Origin of the sequence: Chromobacterium sphagni, assembly GCF_001855575.1 — a bacterium.
GTDB classification, from domain to species: domain Bacteria; phylum Pseudomonadota; class Gammaproteobacteria; order Burkholderiales; family Chromobacteriaceae; genus Chromobacterium; species Chromobacterium sphagni.
Genome location: NZ_MKCS01000003.1, coordinates 74,801 through 95,199 on the forward strand (window position 1 = coordinate 74,801; position 20,399 = coordinate 95,199).

Sequence of the window (20,399 nt, forward strand, 5' to 3'; positions counted from 1 at the left end):
GGACAAGGCAGATGCATAGCGAACAGGTTCTGGCTTTTCTGGATGAACACCCCGAGTTTCTGCAGCAGCACGCCGCGCGCTTCAGCCTGCAGGCAAGTCCGCAGAACGGCGAACGGGTGGTGTCCTTCGTCGAACGCCAGTTGCTGGAGCTCAAGGACCACAACCGCCAGTTGGAGGCGCAATTGCAGCAGCTGGCGGAACGGGCGCAGACCAACGAGCGCATCGTCGCGAAGCTGCACCAACTGACATTGGCGCAACTGGCCCACCGCGGTCTGAAACAGCAAATCGCCGCGCTAAAACACAGCCTCGGCGAAGAGTTCCAGCTCAACCGCGTCGCCCTGCGGCTGTGGCACTCGGGAGCGGAAGCCGAGACCGAGCATTACAATGCGCAGAACGAAGTGCAAGGACTGGCGCGCAATCTCGCCGCCCCCTATTGCGGCCCCTACGTCAACGACGAGGTGATGAGCTGGTTCCCCGCCATCCCGGTGCTGCAGTCCTTCGCCCAGGTGGCGCTGCGCGACGCCGGCGGCCAGGCCTTCGGCCTGCTGGTTCTGGCCAGCGACGACGCGCAACGCTTCACTTTCGACATGCACACCCAATACCTGAGCCAGATCGGCGAACTGTTGTCGGCCTCCCTCCTGGCCACGCTGGAGGCTAAATGACGGCAACGCCGGTCGGAGTGCTGCTGCTGCTGATTGTGCTGCTGTTCTTCCTGCATGCGTCATGGCGATTGATAGCCAGCAAGAGCGGTAGCGCCATCGGCTGTTTTCTCGCCGCCTATATCGTCCTCGCCGCGCTGCTTAACTGCCATCCGGAACCGGTTTCGCTCACCCCGCTGCTGCTGCCCTTCATCTATGCCTATGCCTGGCTGGGCATAGCCGCGGCGATGTGGGCCGCTGTGACGATGCGGGTCACGCGCAAAGCCTTGCTCTTCCCAGGACAGGACCCGCGGCTGGCGGCGCTGTTCTCCAGCCAGCTGGCCTTGCATATCGGAGTGCTGGCCCTGTCGCCATGGCTGGACTGGCGTCCGTTGGCGGTCTACATCATGGCGCCGCCGCTGATCGCCTCGGTCAGCTATTTCGCTTACCGCGCCCAGTTGCTGGCGATGCGCAGGCGCGAGGTTTGCGGCACATCCTGGGCCGCATGGGGGATGATGTGCCTGCTGTTGCCGCTGCTGCTGGTCTGGTTGGCGCAGTGGCTGACTCCGGCCATCCTGGGTTTGACCTGACATCTTCCTCGCCGTAGACAAAAAAGCGGCGCCGACTCTTCGGCGCCGCTTGAGCTTGACTCTCTAATGGCCAATCCTCACTCGCAAAACTCGCTGTTTTTTGCAGACTCAACGAAACAGTTGAATGCAAGCTCCCGTCTATTGGGCCAGCATAGCACTTTCGCTCGCGCTGGATCAGACCTGCGACGCTCTGGGCTTGGACGCCAGCGCGGCGCCCCCAGCCGGCTGCGGCCGGGTAAGCGAGCTGAGCGCGATGCCGCAGAAAATGGCGGCAAGGCCAGCCGCGTGATACCAGTGCAACTCCTCCCCCAACAGCCAGATCGATTGCAGCGCGCCGAAGGCCGGCATCAGGTAAAGGAAGCTGGCCGCCTTGGCCGTGCCCACCATGCCGATGGCCCGGTTGTACATCAGGTAGGCCACCACCGAAGGCAGCACCCCAAGATAGATCAGGCTGGCCAGCGCCGCTCCGTTCAGGGACGGTAAACCGCCAAGGACGGTCTCCCGGACGAACAGCGGCAACAGCAAACCTTCGCCCACCAACAGCAGCACGCTCATCAGCACCAGCGGATCGATGCCCGGCTTCAGCTTGCGCAGCCCCAGCGTATAGATCGCCCAGCTCAAGCCGCCCGCCAGCACCAGCAGGTCGCCGCCGCCGAAATGAAAACCGGACAAGGCCCGCAGATCCCCTTTCAGTACGATCAGCATGGCGCCGGACAAGGCCATCGCCATGCCGCCCCACTGGCGGCAGCTCAAGTACTGGCGGAAATAAAGCGAACCCAGCAGCAGCACCATCACCGGGGTGGCGCTATTCAGGATGACCGCATTGGTGGCGGAAGTAGTTTGCACCGCCCAGTAGACGAAGGTATTGGTCAGGCCTATGCCGAAAGTCCCCAGCAGCAACAGCAGCCGCCATTGCTCGCGCAATCTGGGCCAATTGCGACGCAAGCGCGGCAAGGCAAACGGCAGCAGGCAGCACAAGGCGATGCCCCAGCGGGCGAAGGCCAGCGTAAATGGTCCGACCAGGCTATGCAGGGCGCGGGCGATGACAAAGTTGGTGGACCACATCAACATGGTCAACACCAACAGGATATGGGCGTTACGCTGGCTGGATTGGGGTGGCATGGCATGCTTTAAAATGAATGGGTGCCATTTTAAGGCATGGCAATAAATATTGATGCCAATTAATTTCAATAAAATTAAATTTGCATCAATATTTATAATTTAAATGAATTAAAATGCCAAAAATAAGTAAAAAAAGGATTCAAACCACCCCGGCTTTTCTGCGCAAGGCTAAGCCAAAATAGCTAGACTGCCCCCTCCTTCCTGTGAACAGCCCGCGATCTCGGTTTTGGCTAACATGTCTGTCATGACTCTTGCCTTCCGGGAACGCGCCATGCTGTCCGACCACTTCGGCCGCTCCGTCGAATATCTACGTTTGTCCATCACTGATCGCTGCGATCTTCGCTGCAGCTATTGCCTGCCCAAGGGCTTCAAAAACTTTGAAGAGCCGGCGCACTGGCTGAGCCTGGATGAGATGGCGCGGGTGGCGGCCGCTTTCGCCCGGATGGGCGCCAAGCACATTCGCCTCACCGGAGGCGAGCCACTGCTGCGGCGGGGGCTGTCAGAACTGGCGGCGCGCCTGGCGCGGCTACCCGGCGTCAGCGACTTGTCGTTGTCCACCAACGCCACGCAACTCGACCGCCATGCCGACGCGCTGTTCCGCGCAGGCGTCAATCGGCTTAATGTCAGCCTGGACTCCTTGCGGAGCGACTGCGTCGCCCAGCTGACCGGCAGCAACTGCCTGCCCAGGGTAAGGGCCGGCCTCGCAGCAGCCAGAGCTGCCGGTTTTGAGAACATCAAGATCAATATGGTGCCGCTGCAAGGCGTAAACGATGGCGACATCGAGGCCATGGCGGAGTTCTGCATTGCACACGGCTTCATCCTGCGGCTGATCGAGGCCATGCCCATGGGCCACATCGGCCAGCGCGCCGCGGGGATGGACCTGCGCCCGGTGCTGGAGCGTCTGCGGCAGCGCTTCGATCTGCACCCGCTCAGCCTGAACCTGGGCGGCGGCCCCGCGCGCTACTGGCGATCTCGCGACAACCGTTTCACATTGGGTCTGATCACCCCCATCAGCCAACACTTTTGCGCCAGTTGCAATCGTGTGCGGCTGGCGGTGGACGGCACGCTCTACCTATGCCTGGGGCAAGAGCAGCGGTTCGAGCTGAGGCCGCTGCTACGCGCGGGCTGCAGCGACGCCGAGCTGGAGGCCGCCATCCGCGAAGCCATCGAGCTGAAACCGGAAAAACATGAATTCGCACAAGCTCCGGTCAAGATGATGCGCTTCATGTCGCAGACCGGGGGCTGAATCAGCCTTGCAACCAGTTGGCGACGAAGCCGGCCACTGCGGCCGGGTCGTTCAGGTCCAGCACAGGAATGTCGGCAGGCAAGGGCGCATCGGTGGCCACCGCGATGATGCAGGGATCCTGGCTGAACAGCGGGGTCCGCCCCAGCGCCGGCCGGAACACCTCCAACTTGGGCAACGCCTGCGACTTCCCCCCTTCCAGCAAAACCAGATCGCAAGGTCCCAGCCGCGCCAGCTGCTCGTCCAGAGTCAATGCGCACGGCGTTTCGGCAAACAGGCCGAAACGGTTCGGCGACACCACCATCACCTCGCAGGCGCCGGCCTGGCGGTGACGAAAGCTGTCCTTGCCCGGCAAGTCCAGCGCGATGTCATGGTGACTGTGCTTGATCACCGCCACCCTCAGCCCATCCTCCATCAGTAGCGGCAGCACCGCCTCCAGCAAGGTGGTTTTGCCGCTGCCGGAATAGCCGGCCACACCCAATACCCGCTTCACGCCTTCTCCTTTTGACGGATTGTCGCCAGCGCCGACAAGCGCTATGTTAATACTATTAATATGCGAACATTTAGTGGCAATTCTGCTCCGACTCTCCGCATTTAGCCACCCGCCAAAAGCAGGAAGCACCCGCATGACCCAGCCCCTCGGGCCAATCCGATATTTGCAAAGCCTGTCCAGCAAACTGCTGGTGCTGTCGTTTCTGGCGCTGGCGGTGTCGTTGACATCGATAGGCTATACCTTGGTCCTGTCGTGGCGCCTGGAAGGCGGCGCGGCCGCCATCAACGATGTCGGCAGCCTGCGCATGCGCACCTACCGCACCGCCTACTTGGGTGCCACCCAGGCGCAGCGGCAGCAGATACTGGATGAGGTCGATGATTTCGACACAATACTCGCCAGGCTGCGTCACGGCGATCCGGCGCGGCCCTTGTTCCTGCCTGCCAGCCGCGAAGTGCACCAGCAGCAGCAGCGGATAGAGGAGCAATGGCAGTCGCGCATCCGTCCGCTGCTGCTTAGCGGCGGCGATTCGCCGCAAACCACCGAACAGTTGCGCGCCTTTGTTGTGGAAATAGACCGTCAAGTCAGCCTGGTGGAGCGCGACAACGAAGCGAATACCGCCTTGCTGCGGATGTTTCAGATGGTGCTGATAGCATTGGCGCTGGTAGGGGCGGTGAGCATGGCCTACCTGTTGTTTCTGATGGTGATTCACCCGGTCAACCGGCTCAGCCAGGCGATACGCCGACTGCGCGAAGGCGAGCTGGACACCCGGGTGCAGGTGGACCGTCAGGACGAATTCGGCATGCTGGCCTCCGGTTTCAACCAGATGGCGGCACGGTTGCAAGACCTGTACCAGAATCTGGAAAGCAAGGTGGACCACAAGACGCGGGAAGTGGAAGAACAGAATCTGCAGTTGAAAACCCTGTATGACATGACTTCCTTTCTTCACCAGCAGCACGCGTTGGACGAGATGTGCCAAGGCTTCTTGCTACGGTTGATCCAACTGGTGGGCGCCGATGCCGCCAATGCCCGGCTGATCGACCCCCAGCGCGGCAAGCTGGACCAGATCGCCCAGGTCGGCCTGCCGGAGGAGCTGCAGGCGCACGAGGAGTGTATTCCCCACGACGCCTGCTATTGCGGCGAAGCTGTACAGCAACCTTTTGCGGTGCTGCGTCACATCGGCGAAATGGAGGGCGAGGAAATTCGCCACTGTCGCAAGGCTGGCTTTTCCTCCATCGCGGTATTCCATATCCGCAACTATCGTATGGATATCGGCATCTTCACCTTGTTCTTCAAGTCGCCCCGCGTATTGCCGCATGCGGAACAGATGTTGCTGGAAACGCTGGGGCAGCATCTGGGCGTCGCCATCGAAAACCAGCGTCTGGCAGCCTGCGAACGACAATTCGCGGTGTCCGAGGAAAGGAACCTGATGGCGCAAGGGTTGCACGACAGCATCGCCCAATCGCTGTCCTTCTTGAACCTGCAGACGCAGATGCTGGAAGATGCGATGGCCGCGCGCGAGGAGGAGCAGGCGCGAGAAAACCTGACCAGCATCCGCGCTGGGGTGCAGGAATGCTATGAAGACGTGAGGGAACTGCTGCTGAACTTCCGCGTTCGCATCAGCAAGCAGGAATTCCCTGAAGCGGTGCGTGCGCTGCTGCAGCGTTTCGAGCAGCAGACCCATGTGCCGGTCAGCCTGGAGATGGGCGGCGACGGCAAGCCGCTGGACCCCCAGCAGCAGTTGCAGGTGTTTTTCATCCTGCAAGAAGCGCTGTCCAACGTCCGCAAGCACGCCGAAGCCTCTCAGGTAAACGTGGCGATAGACAATTCCGCCAACTTCAGCATGAGCATCCGCGACAACGGCCGCGGCTTCGATCCAGCTCTGCAGGGGATCAGGTCAAGCCGCCATGTCGGACTGTCCATCATGCGAGAGCGGGCAAGCCGCATTCACAGCACCATCCAGATCCATTCCAGTCCGCAGGGGGGCACCACGGTGGAACTGACCCTGCCGCAAAAGGAGCGTACCACCGCATGAGCCAAGCCATCCGCATTCTACTGGTTGACGACCACACCCTGTTTCGCAGCGGTCTGCGGGCGTTGCTGCAAAGACAGGTCGACTTCGTGGTGGTCGGCGAGGCCGCCGATGGCCTGGAGGGCGTAAAGCAGGCAGAACGGCTGCAGCCGGACATCGTGCTGCTGGATCTGGACATGCCGGTGATGAATGGCCGCGAAGCGTTGCCGCAGATATTGGACGGCTGCTCGCAATGCGCGGTGCTGATGCTGACTGTGTCGGAGGACGGTGACGACCTGGCCGAGTGCATGCGCGGCGGCGCCCGTGGTTATCTGTTGAAGAATATCGACGCCGACTTCCTGCTGGACAGCATACGCCGCGCGGTGGATGGCGACAGCGTGCTGTCGCCGGAAATGACCGCCAAGCTGCTGGCCCGCCTGCGCCAGCCGGCGCAACCGGTCAAGCTCAACGAACTGGACGCACTGACTCCGCGCGAACGCGAAACACTGGGCTGGCTGGCACGCGGCGCCAGCAACAAGGAAATCGCCCGCGCGCTGGCGCTGGCGGAAAGCACCGTCAAGGTCCATGTGCAGAGCATTCTGCGCAAGCTGTCGCTCAACAGCCGAGTGCAGGCGGCGGTGTACGCGGTCGAGCACGGGGTGGACAAGGCCTGACCCCGGCTTTCTCCCGCGAACTCCCGCGAAAAAGCCGCGTTGGAAGAGCGGCTTTTTTCATGCGCGGCGCTCAGGCTCGAGGACGCACCAGCTGCCATGCCCGACCCAGATAGCCCACCGCCCCGAAGCCGCTCCACACGTGCACCAGCCGGGTGAAGGGGAAGATCACGAACAGGCTCATGCCCATGAACAGGTGCAGCTTGAATACCGGCGAGGCCGCGACGATAAAGTCCGCCGCGTCGCCGCGGAAGGTGACGATGTGCTGCGCCCAACTCATCAGCAGCACCATTTCGTGACCATCCAGATGCTGCGCCGACACGAAGATGGTGGACAGGCCCAGCAGCAGCGTGGCCAGTATCCACAGCAGCACCAGCTTGTCGCGCCAGGTGGTGTTGGCGGCCAGCCGGTCGCACATGAAGCGGCGGTGCAGCAACAGCGCGATGCCGATCAGGCACAGGCCGCCCATCAGGCCGCCGGCGCTCATCGCGAACAGCTGCTTGAAGCTGTGGCTGACGCCCAGCGCGTCCCACACCGCCAGCGGCGTCAAGAGGCCAGCCAGATGGCCGAAGAACAGCCCGATGATGCCCAGGTGGAACAGAATATTGCCCAGCCGCAGCTGGCCGCGGTACAAGAGCTGCGACGACTCGCTTTTCCAGCTGTACTGCTCGCGCTCGAAGCGGATCAGGCTGCCCAGCAGGAAGATGGCCAGCGCGATGTAGGGATAGATGCCGAATACGAATCTATGCAAGTAATCCATGTTTGTCTCCCGATGGCGGGGCGTCAGCGCCGCCCGCCGCCCCTCTCCCGCGCCGGGGAGAGGGGGTAAGGTTTCAGGCGCGCGCGCCGCGCGGATAGAAATTGACCGGGGCGATCGCCGGCGGCGCCGGGCGCAGCAGCGGCTCCACGCCGTCCGCGCCGGGGCCGAAGGTTTCCAGCATCTCGTCCATGTCGCGGATAGGCGGCGCCTGCAGCGGCTCCGGCTTGACCGGCGACAGCGTCAGCAGCGCGTCGAACAGGCCGGCGTATGCCGACTCCGCCTCGTTCAGCCTGCCGGCGACGTGGCCGATCACATGCACCGCATCGCCCAGCAGCCGCTCGGACTCGGCCTGGTCGCACTGCCCCAGAAACTCCAGGAATAGCGGCAGGTAGTCCGGCAGCTCGCTGCAAGCCGGCTCGAAACCGTGCCGGCGGTATTCCTCCAGCAGGTCCACCATGGCCTGGCCGCGGGCGCGGTCTTCGCCGTGGATGTGTTCGAACAAGTGCAGCGAGTGGGACGGGTTGCGGTCAAAGGTGAGCACGTAACGCTGCTGCAGCTCGATCAGGTCCTCGTTCTCCAGCGCCTGCAGCAAGGGCTCCAGCAGGCTGGCGGTTTGCAGATGTTCGGCCGCCTCGGCGCGGATCTCGACCACCGCGGCGATCAGCTCGGCCTCCGGGTAGCACAACAGCGCGGACAGAATGGCGTGAATGCGCATGATGGTCTCCCTCAGTTACCGGCGTTGGACTTGCGGTCGCGCCGCATGTCGTGGAACACGATGGGCGTGGCCTTCTTCTTGCCGAACAGGCTGGCCTCGGACTCGCCGCCGGAGCAGCCGTTGCCGAAGCTGAAGCCGCAGCTGGCCTTGTCCTCGAACGCCTCCTCCACCATTTCCTTGTGGCTGGACGGAATCACGAAGCGGTCTTCGTAATTGGCGATGGCCATCACCTGGTACATTTCCTCCACCTGGGCGGCGGTCAGATGGGTGCCGGCTAAGGTCGACGCGTCGCTGACCTTCTCCACGCTCTTCTTGCGCATGTAGCGGCGCATCGCCACCATGGTTTCCAGCGCCTTGACCACCGGCTCTTCCTTGCCCGCCGTCAGCAGGTTGGCCAGGTACTTGATCGGTATCCGCAGGCTCTGCACCTCCGGGATGATGCCGCCCTCGCCTATCAGGCCGTTCTCCATCGCGCTCTGGATCGGCGACAGCGGCGGGATGTACCACACCATCGGCAGCGTGCGGTATTCCGGGTGCAGCGGGAAGGCCACCTTCCACTCCATCGCCATCTTGTACACCGGCGAGCGGCGGGCGGCGTCCACCCAGCTTTGCGGGATGCCCTGCTTCAGCGCCTCGGCCGCGATGGCCGGATCATTGGGGTCCAGGAACAGGTCCAGCTGCGACTGGTACAGATCCTGCGGATCTTCCACCGCCGCCGCCTGTTCGATCTTGTCGGCGTCGTACAGCAGCACGCCCAGGTAGCGGATGCGGCCGACGCAGGTCTCTGAGCACACGGTAGGCTGGCCGGACTCGATGCGCGGGTAACAGAAGATGCACTTCTCGGCCTTGCCGGATGTCCAGTTGTAATAAATCTTCTTGTACGGACAGCCTGACACGCACATCCGCCAGCCGCGGCACTTGTCCTGGTCGATCAGCACGATGCCGTCGTCCTCGCGCTTGTAGATGGAGCCGGACGGGCAGGAGGCGACGCAGGCCGGATTCAGGCAGTGTTCGCACAGCCGCGGCAGATACATCATGAAGGTGTTCTCGAAGGCCGAGTACATCTCCTTCTGGATGCCTTCGAACAAGGCGTCCTTGGCGCGCTTGGAGAATTCGCCGCCCAGATCGTCCTCCCAGTTCGGGCCCCACTCGATCTTGTCCATCTTCTTGCCGGTCAGCACCGACACCGGCCGCGCGGTCGGCGGCGTCTGCATCCGCGGCGCGTTTTGCAGATGCTCGTAGTCGTAGGTGAACGGCTCGTAGTAGTCGTCGATGGCCGGCAGGATGGGGTTGGCGAAGATATTGGCCAGGATTTTCAGCCGGCCGCCCTGACGCGGCCGCAGCTTGCCAGCCTGCGTGCGTTCCCAGCCGCCTTGCCATTTGTCCTGGTTTTCCCAATCCTTGGGGTAGCCGATGCCGGGCTTGGTCTCGACGTTGTTGAACCAGGCGTACTCGATGCCGTCGCGGCTGGTCCACACGTTCTTGCAGGTGACCGAACAGGTGTGGCAACCGATGCACTTGTCCAGGTTCAGCACCATGCCGATTTGCGCGCGTATCTTCATTGCTTCTCTCCCGCCGGAACGTCCATCCAGTCGACTTTGTCCATCTTGCGCACCACCACGAATTCGTCGCGGTTGGCGCCCACCGTGCCGTAGTAGTTGAAGCCCCAGGACAGCTGGGCGTAGCCGCCTATCATGTGGGTGGGCTTGGTCACGGTCCGGGTCACCGAGTTGTGGATGCCGCCGCGCTTGCCCGACACCTCGGCGCCCGGCACGTTCACGATCTTCTCCTGGGCGTGGTACATCAGCGTCATGCCTTCCGGCACCCGTTGCGACACCACGGCGCGGGCGGTCAGCGTGCCGTTGACGTTGAACACCTCGATCCAGTCGTTGTCGGCGATACCGGCCTTCTTCGCGTCGATCTCGGACAGCCAGACGTGCGGACCGCCGCGGCTGAGCGTCAGCATGCGCAGGTTGTCGGAATAGGTGCTGTGTATGCCCCATTTCTGGTGCGGGGTGATGAAATTCAGCACCAGCTCATGATTGCCGTTGCCGTGCTTGCCCAGCACCGCCTGCGTGGTCTTCAAATCGACCGCGGGCTTATACACACATAATCCTTCGCCGAAGGCGCGCATCCATTGATGGTCCTGGTAGAACTGCTGGCGGCCGGTCAGCGTGCGCCACGGGATCAGTTCATGGACATTGGTGTAACCGGCGTTGTAGCTGACTTCCTCGCTTTCCAGGCCGGACCAGGTCGGCGAGGAAATGATCTTGCGCGGCTGCGCCTGCACGTCTCTAAAACGGATGGTGTCGTGCTCGCGCGGGCGGGCAAGGTGTGTATGGTCGCGGCCGGTGATCTTGGACAGCGCGTCCCAGGCTTTTACCGCCACGTGGCCGTTGGTTTCCGGCGCCAGCGTCAGAATCATCTCCGCTGCGTCGATGGCGGTTTCGAGCCGGGGCTGGCCCTTGCCCGCGCCGGTTTGCGCCACCTGGTTCAGGCCGCGCAGAATGTCCACCTCGTGCGCCGTCTTCCAGCCTATGCCCTTGCCGCCGTTGCCGGCCTTCTCCAACAGCGGGCCGATGGTGGTGAATTTGTCGTAGATCGCGCCGTAGTCGCGCTCCACCACCGTCATCGCCGGCATGGTCTTGCCCGGCAGCGGTTCGCACTCGCCCTTCTTCCAGTCCTTGGGGTCGAAAGGCTGGCCCAGCTCCTGCGGGCTGTCATGCATCAGCGGCGTCAGCACCAGGTCATTCTGCACGCCCAGATAGTCCTTGCCGATCTGGGACAAGCTCTTGGCGAAGCCCTTGTAGATTTCCCAATCGCTCCTGGCCTGCCACAGCGGCTGCACCGCCTCGGACAGCGGGTGAATGAAGGGGTGCATGTCGGAGGTGTTGAGGTCGTCCTTCTCGTACCAAGTGGCGGTGGGCAGCACGATGTCGCCGTAAAGGCAGGTGGTGGACATGCGGAAATCCAGCACCACCATCAGGTCCAGCTTGCCTTCGGCCGCCGGGCGCACGGTGATTTCGCCCGGCTTGATGCAATCGTCTTCCGAACCCAGCACCGCGTTTTGGGTGCCCAGCAGGTATTTGAGAAAGTACTCATGACCCTTGCCGGAGCTGCCCAGAATGTTGGAGCGCCACACGAACATGTTTCGCGGGAAGTTCTGCGGGTTGTCCGGGTCGTTGCACGCCATATCCAGCCGGCCCGACTTCAAACCATCCACGGTATATTCGACAGGACTCAGGCCGGCCTCTTCGGCGGCTTGCGCGATATTCAGCGGATTGGAGGACAATTGCGGCGCGGACGGCAGCCAGCCCATCCGCTCGGCCTTGGCGTTGTAGTCGATCAGCGCCATGCCGGCCATCTCGCCATCGGCGGTTGGGCACAGGATCTCGCCCACGCCCAGTTTTTCGTGCCGCCACTGGCTGGTGTGGGCGTAGAAGAAGCTGGTGCCGTTCATCTGCCGCGCCGGGCGGACCCAGTCGCCAGCGAAGGCCAGCGGTGCCCAGCCAGTTTGCGGCCGCAGCTTTTCCTGACCCACGTAGTGGCACCAGCCGCCGCCGCTCTGGCCGATGCAGCCGCACAGCATCAACATATTGATGATGCCGCGGTAGGTCATGTCCATGTGGTACCAGTGATTCAGCGCCGCGCCGACGATGACCATGGAACGCCCGTGGGTCTGATCGGCGTTCTGCGCGAACTCGCGCGCCACCTGGATCACCATCTCCGGCTTCACGCCGGTGTGCTTTTGCTGCCAGGCCGGGGTGTACGGCGCGTCGTCCATATAACTGGTGGCGACATTGCCGCCGCCCAGGCCGCGGTCTATGCCGTAGTTGGCCGCCATCAGATCGAATACGGTGGCCAGCAGCGCCTCGCCGCCGTCTGCCAATTTGATTCTCTTCACCGGCACCTTGCGGGTCAGCAGCTCGTCATGCTCGGCGCCGAAATATGGGAAGCCGACGCCGACCACCTCGTCGCTATCGTCTATCAGCGACAGCCGGCCCGACACCTGGCGCTCGCCCTGTGCCTTTTGCTCCAGATTCCACTTGCCGGTCTGCCCCTCGGCCTGGCCCCAGCGAAAACCGATGGCGCCGTTGGGCGCGACGATGTCGCCGCTCTGCTTGTCGATCAGCAGGGTTTTCCAGTCCGGGTTGTTGTCCTCGCCCAGCTGGCCGTCCAGATGGGAGGCTCGCAGGAAGTAGTCCGGCAGCCAGCGCTCGCCGTCGCGGCGCAGCTTCACCAGCATCGGCATGTCGGTGTAGCGGCGGATGTAGTCGGTGAAATATTCGGACGGCTGGTCGAGGTGGAATTCCTTGAAAATCACGTGGCCCATCGCCATCGCCAGCGCGGCGTCGGTGCCCTGCTTGGGCGCTAGCCAAATGTCGCCGAACTTGGCCATTTCGCCGAAGTCGCTGGATACCGCCACCGTCTTGGTGCCCTTGTAGCGCACCTCGGTGTAAAAGTGGGCGTCCGGCGTGCGGGTCATCGGCACGTTGGAGCCCCACACCATCAGATAGCTGGCGTTGTACCAGTCTGCCGACTCGGCCACGTCGGTCTGCTCGCCCCAGGTCTGCGGGCTGGCCGGCGGCAGGTCGCAATACCAGTCGTAGAATGACAGCGGCACGCCGCCGATCAGGCTGAGATAACGGCTGCCGGCGGCATACGACACCATGGACATCGCCGGAATCGGCGAGAAGCCGACGATGCGGTCCGGGCCGAATTTCTTGATGGTGAAGGCGTTGGCCGCGGCCACGATTTCGTTGGCCTCGTCCCAGCTGGCGCGCACAAAGCCGCCCTGGCCGCGCGCGGACTTGTATTGTTTGGCGAGTTCGGGCGTCTGGCTGATCTTTTCCCAAGCCTCCACCGGGCTCAGGGTCTGGCGGGCGTCGCGCCACAGCCGGGCCAATTCGCCGCGCAGCAGGGGATATTTGACGCGTTGCGCGGAGTAAACATACCAGCTATAGGACGCGCCGCGCGGACAGCCACGCGGTTCATGGTTGGGCAGGTCGGGACGGGTGCGCGGGTAGTCGGTCTGCTGGGTCTCCCAGGTGATCAGGCCGCTCTTCACATACACCTTCCAGCTGCAGGAGCCCGTGCAGTTGACGCCATGGGTGGAGCGGACGATCTTGTCGTGCTGCCAGCGCTGGCGGTACGCGTCTTCCCAGCCGCGGTCCTCGTTCACCACCGCGCCGTGGCCGTCGGCGAAGGTGCTCTTCACCTTGCCGAGGAAATTCAATCTATCAAGAAAATGGCTCATCTTGCCTCCATGCGCGCCGGGGAACCCTGCTCTGAGTCGCCGCCGCCCGGCTGCCGATACTGGTTGCGATAGTTCCTAGCCTACCGTTCGCCTTCAAGCCGCCCAATCGGTCAGTCGGGGTGAACGGCGCCTGCAGAGGAAGGGGGCCGGCTAAGCCTTAAGGAGTAGTCCGGGATAGAACGAAAGCGGACGTGAAAAAGGCGCCCACGGGCGCCCTTCCGATACCATCCAAGCCATAGGCTGCAATGCCCGGCCACCAACCACCATCTTCCGGGCATTGCGCCGCCTGCTCAGCAACGCACCTCCGCCTTCTTGCGGGCGTAGTACCAGCCGTTGATCGCCAGACAGCTCAGGTAGAAGGCGATGAACACGTACAACGCAGCCTCCACGCCGCCGGTCAGCGCGATCGAGGTGCCGTAGCTTTTGGGAATGAAGAAGCCGCCGTAAGCGCCGATCGCGCTGGTAAAGCCCAGCACCGCCGCCGCCTCGCGGGTGGCGTCCTGCAAGGCCTGTTTCTGCGCCGCCTTGCCCGGTCCTGCCAAGCGCTGGTGCAGCGTCAGGAAGATGGCCGGCACCTGCATGAAGGTGGAGCCGTTGCCGATGCCGGTCAGCGCGAACAGGCACAGGAACATCGCGAAGAAGCCGGAGAAGCTGCCGCCCTGGCCGCCGTGCGGCAGGAAGAGGATCACGCCCAGCACGCCCAGGATCATCAGCGCGAACGCGGCCTGCGTCACCTTGGCACCGCCTATCTTGTCGGCCAGCCAGCCGCCCAGCGGGCGGGTCAAGGCGCCGACCAGCGGCCCGAGGAAGGCATAGCGGGTGGGGTCGATTTCCGGGAACTGGCCCTTCACCAGCAGCGGAAAGCCGGCGGAGAAGCCGATGAAGGAACCGAAGGTGCCCACGTACAGCCAGCACATCAGCCAGTTATGCTTGCGGGTGAAGATCACCGCCTGCTCGGAGAACGAGGACTTGGCCGAGGCCAGGTCATTCATGCCGAACCAGGCCGCCAGCGCGGACAGGGCGATGAACGGCACCCAGACGAAACCGGCGTTCTGCAGCCACATCTGCCTGGACAGCGCGCCTTTCGCCCAATGCTGCGGATCGCCGCCCAGCTGGCCGAACAGGCCCATGGTGATGACGATGGGCACCACGAACTGCACGATGGACACGCCCAGATTGCCCAGGCCGGCGTTCAGGCCCAGCGCGGTGCCCTTCTCCGCCTTGGGGAAGAAGAAGCTGATATTGGCCATGCTGGAGCTGAAGTTGCCGCCGCCGAAGCCGCACAACAGCGCCAGCGTCACCATGGTGACATAGCTGGTGCTGGGGTCCTGCACCGCGAAACCGATGCCCACCGCGGGAATCAACAGGCTGGCGGTGGAAATCGCCGTCCACTTGCGGCCGCCGAACAGCGGCACCATGAAGGAGTAGAAGATGCGCAGCGTCGCGCCGGACAAGGCCGGCAGCGCCGCCAGCCAGAACAGCTGGTTCTGGGTGTAGCTGAAGCCGATATTCGGCATGTTCAACACCGCCACGCTCCATACCTGCCAGATCGCGAAGGCCAGCGTCAGCGCCGGAATCGAGATCCACAGATTGCGCCGCGCCACCGAACGGCCTTTCTGCTGCCAGAACGGGGCCGATTCCGGCTCCCAGTGTTTGATCAGATAAGTCATGAGTGTCTCCCGCGCCGCGCTCAGCCGCGCTCGCTCGTCAAGGGAATGGGATGGGCCGGCGCGGCCTTAGCCGCCGATTTGAAGGAAAAATGCATCCACACCAAGCTGACGCACACCGTTCCATACAACAGCATGAAGGCGCTGGAGCGGACGCCGGTCAGGTCAAGCAAGACGCCGAACAAGATGGGCAGCAAGAAACCGCCCAGGCCGCCGGACAGGCCCACCACGCCGGACACCGCGCCGATGGAGTCGGGGAACTCGTCGGCGATGAACTTGAACACCGATGCCTTGCTGATCGCCATCGCCACGCCCACCAGGAACAACAGGCCGGTGAACAGGTAGACGTTGAGGCCGATATGCATGCTCATCGGCCCGTTCACGGTGGCGACGCGCATCTCGGTCTGCGGATAGGACAACAGGAAGAAAGCCACCCAGCACACCCACATCACCGCCCAGGTGACCACATGGGGGCCAAAGCGGTCGGACAAGTAGCCGCCCGCCGCGCGCAGCACGCCGCCAGGCAAGGAAAAACAGGCCGCCAGCAAGGCCGCGTGCTTCAGGTCCAAACCGTACTCGCCGACGTAGTACTTGGTCATCCACAGCGCGAGCGCCACATAGCCGCCGAACACCACCGAGTAGTACTGGCAATAGCGCAGCACCGCCGGGTGCTTCATCAGCGCCAGTTGCTGGCGCAATGTGACGGTGGACGGCGCCCTGTGCGCCGGATCGCTGAAGGAGAACAGCCAGAACAGGATGGCGGCGGCGAGCATGATCAGCGCGTAGGCGGCGGGCACGCTCTGCCAGCCCCAGGCCAGAATCAGCGCCGGCGCCACCAGCTTGGTCAGCGCCGAGCCGGCGTTGCCCGCGCCGAAAATGCCCATGGCCAGACCCTGCTGCTCCTTGCGGAACCAGCGCGCCACATAGGGCGTGCCGACCGAGAACGAGCCGCCGGCCAGGCCGACGAACAGCCCCGCCAGCAGAAACTGCCAGTAGGCGCTGGCAAACTGCAGCAGATAGACGGGAAGCACGCAGCTGAGCATCAGCGCGAACAGCACCGGACGGCCGCCGTAGCGATCGGTCCAGATGCCCAGCGGTACGCGGATCAGCGAACCGCTCAGCACCGGCGTCGCCGCCAGGATGCCGAATTCGGTTTCATTGAGGCCCAGTTGCTGCTTGATCGGGATGCCCAGCACCGCGAACATCATCCAGACCATGAAGCAGACTGTGAAGGCCAGCGTGCCGCTGGCCAGCACGCTGTAGCGTTTGAATGAGGGAGAGGACATGGCGCCATACCCATGGAGTGGTCATGGCTGCCAAGATTAGGTGTTGCGTCCTGCCGGGGGTATTCGTCTGACGCAGGACTATTAATGCGCTAAAGACGGATGCGGCCTACTCCATACGAATTAGGCCGCCAGCCTGCATCAGGAACGCCCGGCTGGATTTTGCCACCAGTCCGGATGCTGGCGCAGTGGCTGCGCCATGTCTCCGGACAGCGCATCCAGCAGGATCTGCAAACCGGCCAGCGCCGCGTCGTTACCCGGAGCGGGCGGGACCAGAGTGCGGCTGAAACTGCCAGCGGCCAGCAGCTTGCCATCGGCAACGTTTTGCAATTGCCACACGACTTCCAATGCCACTTGGCGGCCTGGCTGCAAACTCAAACGGCGCACATCCAGCATGTAGCGCAGATCGCCGCCGTCCATCGTCGCCTGCGGATAGGCGTAGATGCTGGCGACGCCGCTGCGGCGCGATACTGCCAAAACCAGGTTCTGCGCCAGCAAACGATCCAACGGCGCGCTCCAGCGCTCGAATTCCAGTAGCTGCAACTGGCCATTGCCGTTGTCCAGCACCAGTTGCGGACGGTCCAGCCCCGCAGGCAGGTTGACCGGCCCCAGCAGGATGCGCTTGCCGAACTGTGCCTGCCCGTCGGGAGCGGAAGTCGATTCAAGGCCGTAGAAGCGGGCCTGCGGCGATGCGCAGCCTGCCAGTGCAATCAGCAGCATGGCGATGCCGCCCCATCGTTGCAGACTCATGGCTGCGCCTCCTTGCCCCGCACCAGCGCTTCCGGGTGGCGGTCCAGGTAATCGGCCAGCGCGCGGAAGCTGCGCACCGTCTCCTTCACTTCCTGCGCCGCCGAGCGCACATCCTGCTGCAGCGGAGAGTCGGCTCTCATGGTCTGGCGGGTCGCGTCCAGCGTCTGCTGCAGTTGCTCCAGCGTCTTCAGCGTTTGCGGCAGCATCTCGCCATTGATGCCGTCGGACAGTTTGCGCATGCTGTCCAGCGTCTGATGCAGCGATTTCAGCGAGGCATCCATCTCCAGCCCTATGCTGTCGAACGGCACGGAGTCAAGCTTCTTGGCAATCCGCTGCAGAACCCGCTGCAACTCCTCCAGGTCGCCCGGAATGGTCGGCAACTCGGCGATGCCGCTCCGCACCACCAGCTTGGCCGGCGGAACGTCGCGGAAAAAGTCCAGCGCCACGTACAACTGGCCGGTGATCAGGCTGCCCGAGCGCAACTGGGCGCGCATGCCGTTGGCCACCAGCTGCTGCGACGACAGCTTGCGCGAGATGCGCGCGCCATGCGACAGGCTGTCCAGCCGGCTGGGATAGGTGCGGATGTCCACAGTCATGTCGAAATCCTTGCGCTCCGGCACGTACTCAACGCCTATCGCCGTCACCTCTCCGATGATGATGCCGCGGAAATCCACCGGCGCCCCTATAGCCAATCCACGCAAAGACTGGCGGAAACGCAGGCGGAAGGCCTGCATTTCGCGGTCGGGATTCTGCAGAGCCTTGTCGCGGCTGTCGTGCAGGATGAAGTTGCGGTCGGACAGCGGAATGGCGGCGTTGTCGGCCAGCGGCGTCTCGAAGGCGATGCCGCCCAGCGCGATGGCCGCCAGCGACTGGGTGCTGACGTTCAGACCGTTGGCGCTCAGCGATACGTCTATGCCGCTGGCGTGCCAGAAACGGCTGTTGGCGCTGACGAAGCGATCGTACGGCGCATTGATGAACACGCTGACGCGGACGAAGCCGCCTTTCGGATCCAACTCATACCCCACCACCTGCCCCACCGGCACCCGGCGGAAATACACCGGCGAGCCGGTGTTCAGCGAACCCAGGTTGTCGGCCCGCAGGAAGAAGGTTTGCCCCGGCAGATCGGCATTGATGATGGGCGGCGTTTCCAACCCGACGAATTCAGTCTTGCGCGCCTCGCTCTTGCCAATGTCCATGCCGATGTACGAGCCGGACAAGACTGTGCCCAAGCCTGACACGCCGCCGCCGGACACCCGCGGCCGCACCACCCAGAAGCGGCTGTCGGTCGCCAGATAGTCGCCCGCCTCCTTGCTCAACTGGGCGGTGGCCACGATGGATTGACGGTTGGGGCTGAGCTTGATCGAGGTTACCTCGCCGATTTCCACGTCCTTGTATTTGATGCGCGTCTTGCCCGCCTCTATCCCTTCCGCGTTCTGGAACGAAATGGTGATGGTGGGGCCGCGCGACAATATCGCGTGCGCCGCCAGCCAGCCGCCTATCAGCGCCGCCACCACGGGAATCAGCCAGACCAGCGACGGCGCCCAGCGGCTGCGCTTGAGGGCCACCGCCTGCGGCAATTGCGGCTCCTGGCCTTGAGGCTCTACCGGTTTTTCACTGCTCATCATCGTCCTCTACAGGATCCCAGATCAGCCTGGGATCGAAACTCATTGCGGCCAGCATGGTCAGCACCACCACCGCGCCGAAGGCCACCGCGCCGGCGCCGGCCTTGATGCTGGCCAGCGACTGCCATTGCACCAGGGCGACCATCAGCGCCACCACGAAAATATCCAGCATCGACCACGGACCTATCACCTCGATCAGCCGGTACAGGCCGGTGCGCTGCCGCGGCGCCCACGACCAGCGCCATTGCACGCTGCACAACAGCAGCAGCAAGGCCAGTATCTTCAGCAAGGGCACCAGCACGCTGGCGGTGAACACCACTAGCGCCAACGGCCAGGAGTCGTTGTTCCACAAGTAGACCACGCCGCTGAGTATGGTGTCGCGCTGCACGCCGGTGAGCGCAGTGGTTTCCATGATGGGCAGCAGATTGGCCGGGAAATAGCTGATCACGGCGGCCAACAGCAAAGCCCAGCAACGCTGCAGCGCCGCCGGCTTGCGCAGGTGCAGCGGGCTCCGGCAGCGCGGGCAGGCGCCCGGCGCATCGCCGTCCAGCCGACACAATAGGCCGCAGCCAAGGCATAGGCCCAAATTGCGCGCCGCCGCGCTCTTCATTCCATAATGCGGCATGCCTGGTAGCGCTCCCACAGTTGCACCGGCCGGAAACGGCTGGCGCAGGCGGCCATCAGCACGATCAGGCCAAAAAACGCCCACAGTCCGATGCCCGGCCGCACCGATGCCAGATGCACCAGTTTGACCAGCGAAACCAGCACGCCCAACAAAAAAACCTCCACCATGCACCAGGGCCGCGCCAATTGGCGCAGCCGCATCACGACGGGAAAGCCTGGCGGCGCCCGGCCCAATTGCAGCGGCAACAGCAGATACAGCATGCTGGCCAACTCCAGCGCCGGCATCACGATGCCGGTGAACAGCACCAACAACGCCACTTCCGCCATGCCCTGCCGCTGCAAGGCCAACGCGGTTTGCCACAGAGTGGCGGCATTGCGGTTGCCGGCGATTTCCAGCACCAGCACCGGATAACTATTGGCGATCACGAATGTCAGCATACCCGCCAGCGCCAGCGCGGTGCCGGCATGCAGCGCCTGATCCGATTGCTCGTGCAGCAGCGCACCGCAGCGCGGGCAATGGATGCAGGCTCGATCCCCGGCGGACGCCGGCAATTGCAGCAGCAGATCGCAATCGTGACAGGCGGTGGTTCGCTCCGTTTCGGACCTCATAGCATCCATTTACGTTTGCGCTCCGGGGTAAAGCTCCACCAGGCGCGCGCCTCCCCGGTATCGACGTAGTGGCAGACGGACAGCATCATGTCCAGCACGCAAGGATCCTGTCTCTGACCGGTACGGTCGCACAGTTCCAGATAGAGCTGATAAGGATCGCGCCCCCGCAGTTGCTGCGGGGACCGGATGCCCAACAGTTCGAGGTCGGCCGCGGTTCGCGGGCCGACGTTGGGCAGTTGCAGCAGACTGAGCGCCAAATCCGGGGGCGGGCAGCGGGATGGATGCATGTAAAGTGGCCGCCGAGTAATCGTTCAGCCTACATGATAAGGGAGCGGGCACCGCAGTTC

Annotated in this window: 18 protein-coding genes; 5 read left to right on the forward strand and 13 right to left on the reverse strand. The window is 63.4% G+C overall.

Going from position 1 to position 20,399, the window contains the following annotated elements; all coding sequences use genetic code 11:
• Positions 1–11 precede the first annotated feature (11 nt).
• On the forward strand, positions 12–662 hold the full coding sequence (locus BI347_RS19315) for a DUF484 family protein (RefSeq protein ID WP_071116806.1): 651 nt from the start codon (positions 12–14) through the stop codon (positions 660–662).
• Positions 659–1,228: a hypothetical protein gene (locus tag BI347_RS19320; RefSeq protein ID WP_071113587.1), complete on the forward strand. Its 570-nt coding sequence runs from the start codon at positions 659–661 to the stop codon at positions 1,226–1,228. Before BI347_RS19315 ends, BI347_RS19320 begins: the two co-directional genes overlap by 4 nt.
• 174 nt (positions 1,229–1,402) lie before the next feature.
• Here BI347_RS19320 and BI347_RS19325 read toward each other — a convergent pair whose 3' ends face one another.
• The gene (locus BI347_RS19325; protein WP_071116807.1) at positions 1,403–2,350 is read right to left on the reverse strand and encodes a DMT family transporter; all 948 of its coding nucleotides are present in this window, start codon (positions 2,348–2,350) and stop codon (positions 1,403–1,405) included.
• A 271-nt stretch (positions 2,351–2,621) separates the two neighbouring features.
• Between BI347_RS19325 and moaA the strand changes: the two genes are divergently transcribed.
• Positions 2,622–3,596: a GTP 3',8-cyclase MoaA gene (gene moaA, locus BI347_RS19330; RefSeq protein WP_071113599.1), complete on the forward strand. Its 975-nt coding sequence runs from the start codon at positions 2,622–2,624 to the stop codon at positions 3,594–3,596.
• A gap of 1 nt (position 3,597) precedes the next feature.
• On the opposite strand, the gene mobB is transcribed toward moaA, so the two are convergent.
• Positions 3,598–4,086 (reverse strand): molybdopterin-guanine dinucleotide biosynthesis protein B, encoded by a 489-nt coding sequence (gene mobB / locus BI347_RS19335; protein ID WP_071113589.1) that lies wholly within the window; start codon positions 4,084–4,086, stop codon positions 3,598–3,600.
• A 133-nt stretch (positions 4,087–4,219) separates the two neighbouring features.
• Here mobB and BI347_RS19340 point away from each other — a divergent pair, with 133 nt between their 5' ends.
• A complete protein-coding gene (locus BI347_RS19340; RefSeq protein WP_071116808.1) occupies positions 4,220–6,118 on the forward strand; it encodes a type IV pili methyl-accepting chemotaxis transducer N-terminal domain-containing protein in 1,899 nt (632 codons plus the stop codon).
• Positions 6,115–6,768: a response regulator gene (locus BI347_RS19345; RefSeq protein WP_071113591.1), complete on the forward strand. Its 654-nt coding sequence runs from the start codon at positions 6,115–6,117 to the stop codon at positions 6,766–6,768. Before BI347_RS19340 ends, BI347_RS19345 begins: the two co-directional genes overlap by 4 nt.
• 70 nt (positions 6,769–6,838) lie before the next feature.
• Here the strand turns inward: BI347_RS19345 and narI are convergent, their stop codons facing one another.
• The 11 genes from narI to BI347_RS19400 form a co-directional block, all read right to left on the reverse strand.
• Positions 6,839–7,525: a respiratory nitrate reductase subunit gamma gene (gene narI, locus BI347_RS19350; RefSeq protein ID WP_071113592.1), complete on the reverse strand. Its 687-nt coding sequence runs from the start codon at positions 7,523–7,525 to the stop codon at positions 6,839–6,841.
• A gap of 73 nt (positions 7,526–7,598) precedes the next feature.
• Positions 7,599–8,240, reverse strand: a complete 642-nt coding sequence (gene narJ / locus BI347_RS19355; RefSeq protein ID WP_071113593.1) for a nitrate reductase molybdenum cofactor assembly chaperone — start codon at positions 8,238–8,240, stop codon at positions 7,599–7,601.
• An 11-nt stretch (positions 8,241–8,251) separates the two neighbouring features.
• Entirely contained in the window at positions 8,252–9,802 is a 1,551-nt protein-coding gene (gene narH / locus BI347_RS19360) for a nitrate reductase subunit beta (RefSeq protein ID WP_071116809.1), read from the reverse strand.
• Positions 9,799–13,497 (reverse strand): nitrate reductase subunit alpha, encoded by a 3,699-nt coding sequence (locus BI347_RS19365; protein ID WP_071116810.1) that lies wholly within the window; start codon positions 13,495–13,497, stop codon positions 9,799–9,801. The genes narH and BI347_RS19365 overlap by 4 nt, the downstream gene beginning before the upstream one ends.
• Positions 13,498–13,787: 290 nt before the next feature.
• Positions 13,788–15,167, reverse strand: a complete 1,380-nt coding sequence (locus BI347_RS19370) for a NarK family nitrate/nitrite MFS transporter (RefSeq protein ID WP_071116811.1) — start codon at positions 15,165–15,167, stop codon at positions 13,788–13,790.
• A 20-nt stretch (positions 15,168–15,187) separates the two neighbouring features.
• Positions 15,188–16,450: an MFS transporter gene (locus BI347_RS19375; RefSeq protein ID WP_071116812.1), complete on the reverse strand. Its 1,263-nt coding sequence runs from the start codon at positions 16,448–16,450 to the stop codon at positions 15,188–15,190.
• A 138-nt stretch (positions 16,451–16,588) separates the two neighbouring features.
• A complete protein-coding gene (locus BI347_RS19380) occupies positions 16,589–17,197 on the reverse strand; it encodes a PqiC family protein (protein ID WP_071116813.1) in 609 nt (202 codons plus the stop codon).
• Positions 17,194–18,819 (reverse strand): PqiB family protein, encoded by a 1,626-nt coding sequence (locus tag BI347_RS19385; protein WP_071116814.1) that lies wholly within the window; start codon positions 18,817–18,819, stop codon positions 17,194–17,196. Before BI347_RS19385 ends, BI347_RS19380 begins: the two co-directional genes overlap by 4 nt.
• Positions 18,809–19,444 (reverse strand): paraquat-inducible protein A, encoded by a 636-nt coding sequence (locus BI347_RS19390; protein WP_239690963.1) that lies wholly within the window; start codon positions 19,442–19,444, stop codon positions 18,809–18,811. The genes BI347_RS19385 and BI347_RS19390 overlap by 11 nt, the downstream gene beginning before the upstream one ends.
• Complete coding sequence (locus BI347_RS19395; protein WP_071114099.1) at positions 19,426–20,052, reverse strand: paraquat-inducible protein A; 627 nt, start codon at positions 20,050–20,052, stop codon at positions 19,426–19,428. Before BI347_RS19395 ends, BI347_RS19390 begins: the two co-directional genes overlap by 19 nt.
• Positions 20,049–20,339, reverse strand: a complete 291-nt coding sequence (locus tag BI347_RS19400; RefSeq protein WP_071114098.1) for a helix-hairpin-helix domain-containing protein — start codon at positions 20,337–20,339, stop codon at positions 20,049–20,051. The genes BI347_RS19395 and BI347_RS19400 overlap by 4 nt, the downstream gene beginning before the upstream one ends.
• Positions 20,340–20,399: the final 60 nt, after the last annotated feature.

Bases quoted from the DNA above. Each gene is read 5' to 3' on its own strand.
- BI347_RS19315 (WP_071116806.1), top strand. From the start codon at position 12: ATGCATAGCGAACAGGTTCTGGCTTTTCTGGATGAACACCCCGAGTTT.
- BI347_RS19320 (WP_071113587.1), top strand. From the start codon at position 659: ATGACGGCAACGCCGGTCGGAGTGCTGCTGCTGCTGATTGTGCTGCTG.
- BI347_RS19325 (WP_071116807.1), bottom strand. From the start codon at position 2,350: ATGCCACCCCAATCCAGCCAGCGTAACGCCCATATCCTGTTGGTGTTG.
- moaA (WP_071113599.1), top strand. From the start codon at position 2,622: ATGCTGTCCGACCACTTCGGCCGCTCCGTCGAATATCTACGTTTGTCC.
- BI347_RS19340 (WP_071116808.1), top strand. From the start codon at position 4,220: ATGACCCAGCCCCTCGGGCCAATCCGATATTTGCAAAGCCTGTCCAGC.
- BI347_RS19345 (WP_071113591.1), top strand. From the start codon at position 6,115: ATGAGCCAAGCCATCCGCATTCTACTGGTTGACGACCACACCCTGTTT.
- narI (WP_071113592.1), bottom strand. From the start codon at position 7,525: ATGGATTACTTGCATAGATTCGTATTCGGCATCTATCCCTACATCGCG.
- narJ (WP_071113593.1), bottom strand. From the start codon at position 8,240: ATGCGCATTCACGCCATTCTGTCCGCGCTGTTGTGCTACCCGGAGGCC.
- narH (WP_071116809.1), bottom strand. From the start codon at position 9,802: ATGAAGATACGCGCGCAAATCGGCATGGTGCTGAACCTGGACAAGTGC.
- BI347_RS19365 (WP_071116810.1), bottom strand. From the start codon at position 13,497: ATGAGCCATTTTCTTGATAGATTGAATTTCCTCGGCAAGGTGAAGAGC.
- BI347_RS19370 (WP_071116811.1), bottom strand. From the start codon at position 15,167: ATGACTTATCTGATCAAACACTGGGAGCCGGAATCGGCCCCGTTCTGG.
- BI347_RS19375 (WP_071116812.1), bottom strand. From the start codon at position 16,450: ATGTCCTCTCCCTCATTCAAACGCTACAGCGTGCTGGCCAGCGGCACG.
- BI347_RS19380 (WP_071116813.1), bottom strand. From the start codon at position 17,197: ATGAGTCTGCAACGATGGGGCGGCATCGCCATGCTGCTGATTGCACTG.
- BI347_RS19385 (WP_071116814.1), bottom strand. From the start codon at position 18,819: ATGAGCAGTGAAAAACCGGTAGAGCCTCAAGGCCAGGAGCCGCAATTG.
- BI347_RS19390 (WP_239690963.1), bottom strand. From the start codon at position 19,444: ATGCCGCATTATGGAATGAAGAGCGCGGCGGCGCGCAATTTGGGCCTA.
- BI347_RS19395 (WP_071114099.1), bottom strand. From the start codon at position 20,052: ATGAGGTCCGAAACGGAGCGAACCACCGCCTGTCACGATTGCGATCTG.
- BI347_RS19400 (WP_071114098.1), bottom strand. From the start codon at position 20,339: ATGCATCCATCCCGCTGCCCGCCCCCGGATTTGGCGCTCAGTCTGCTG.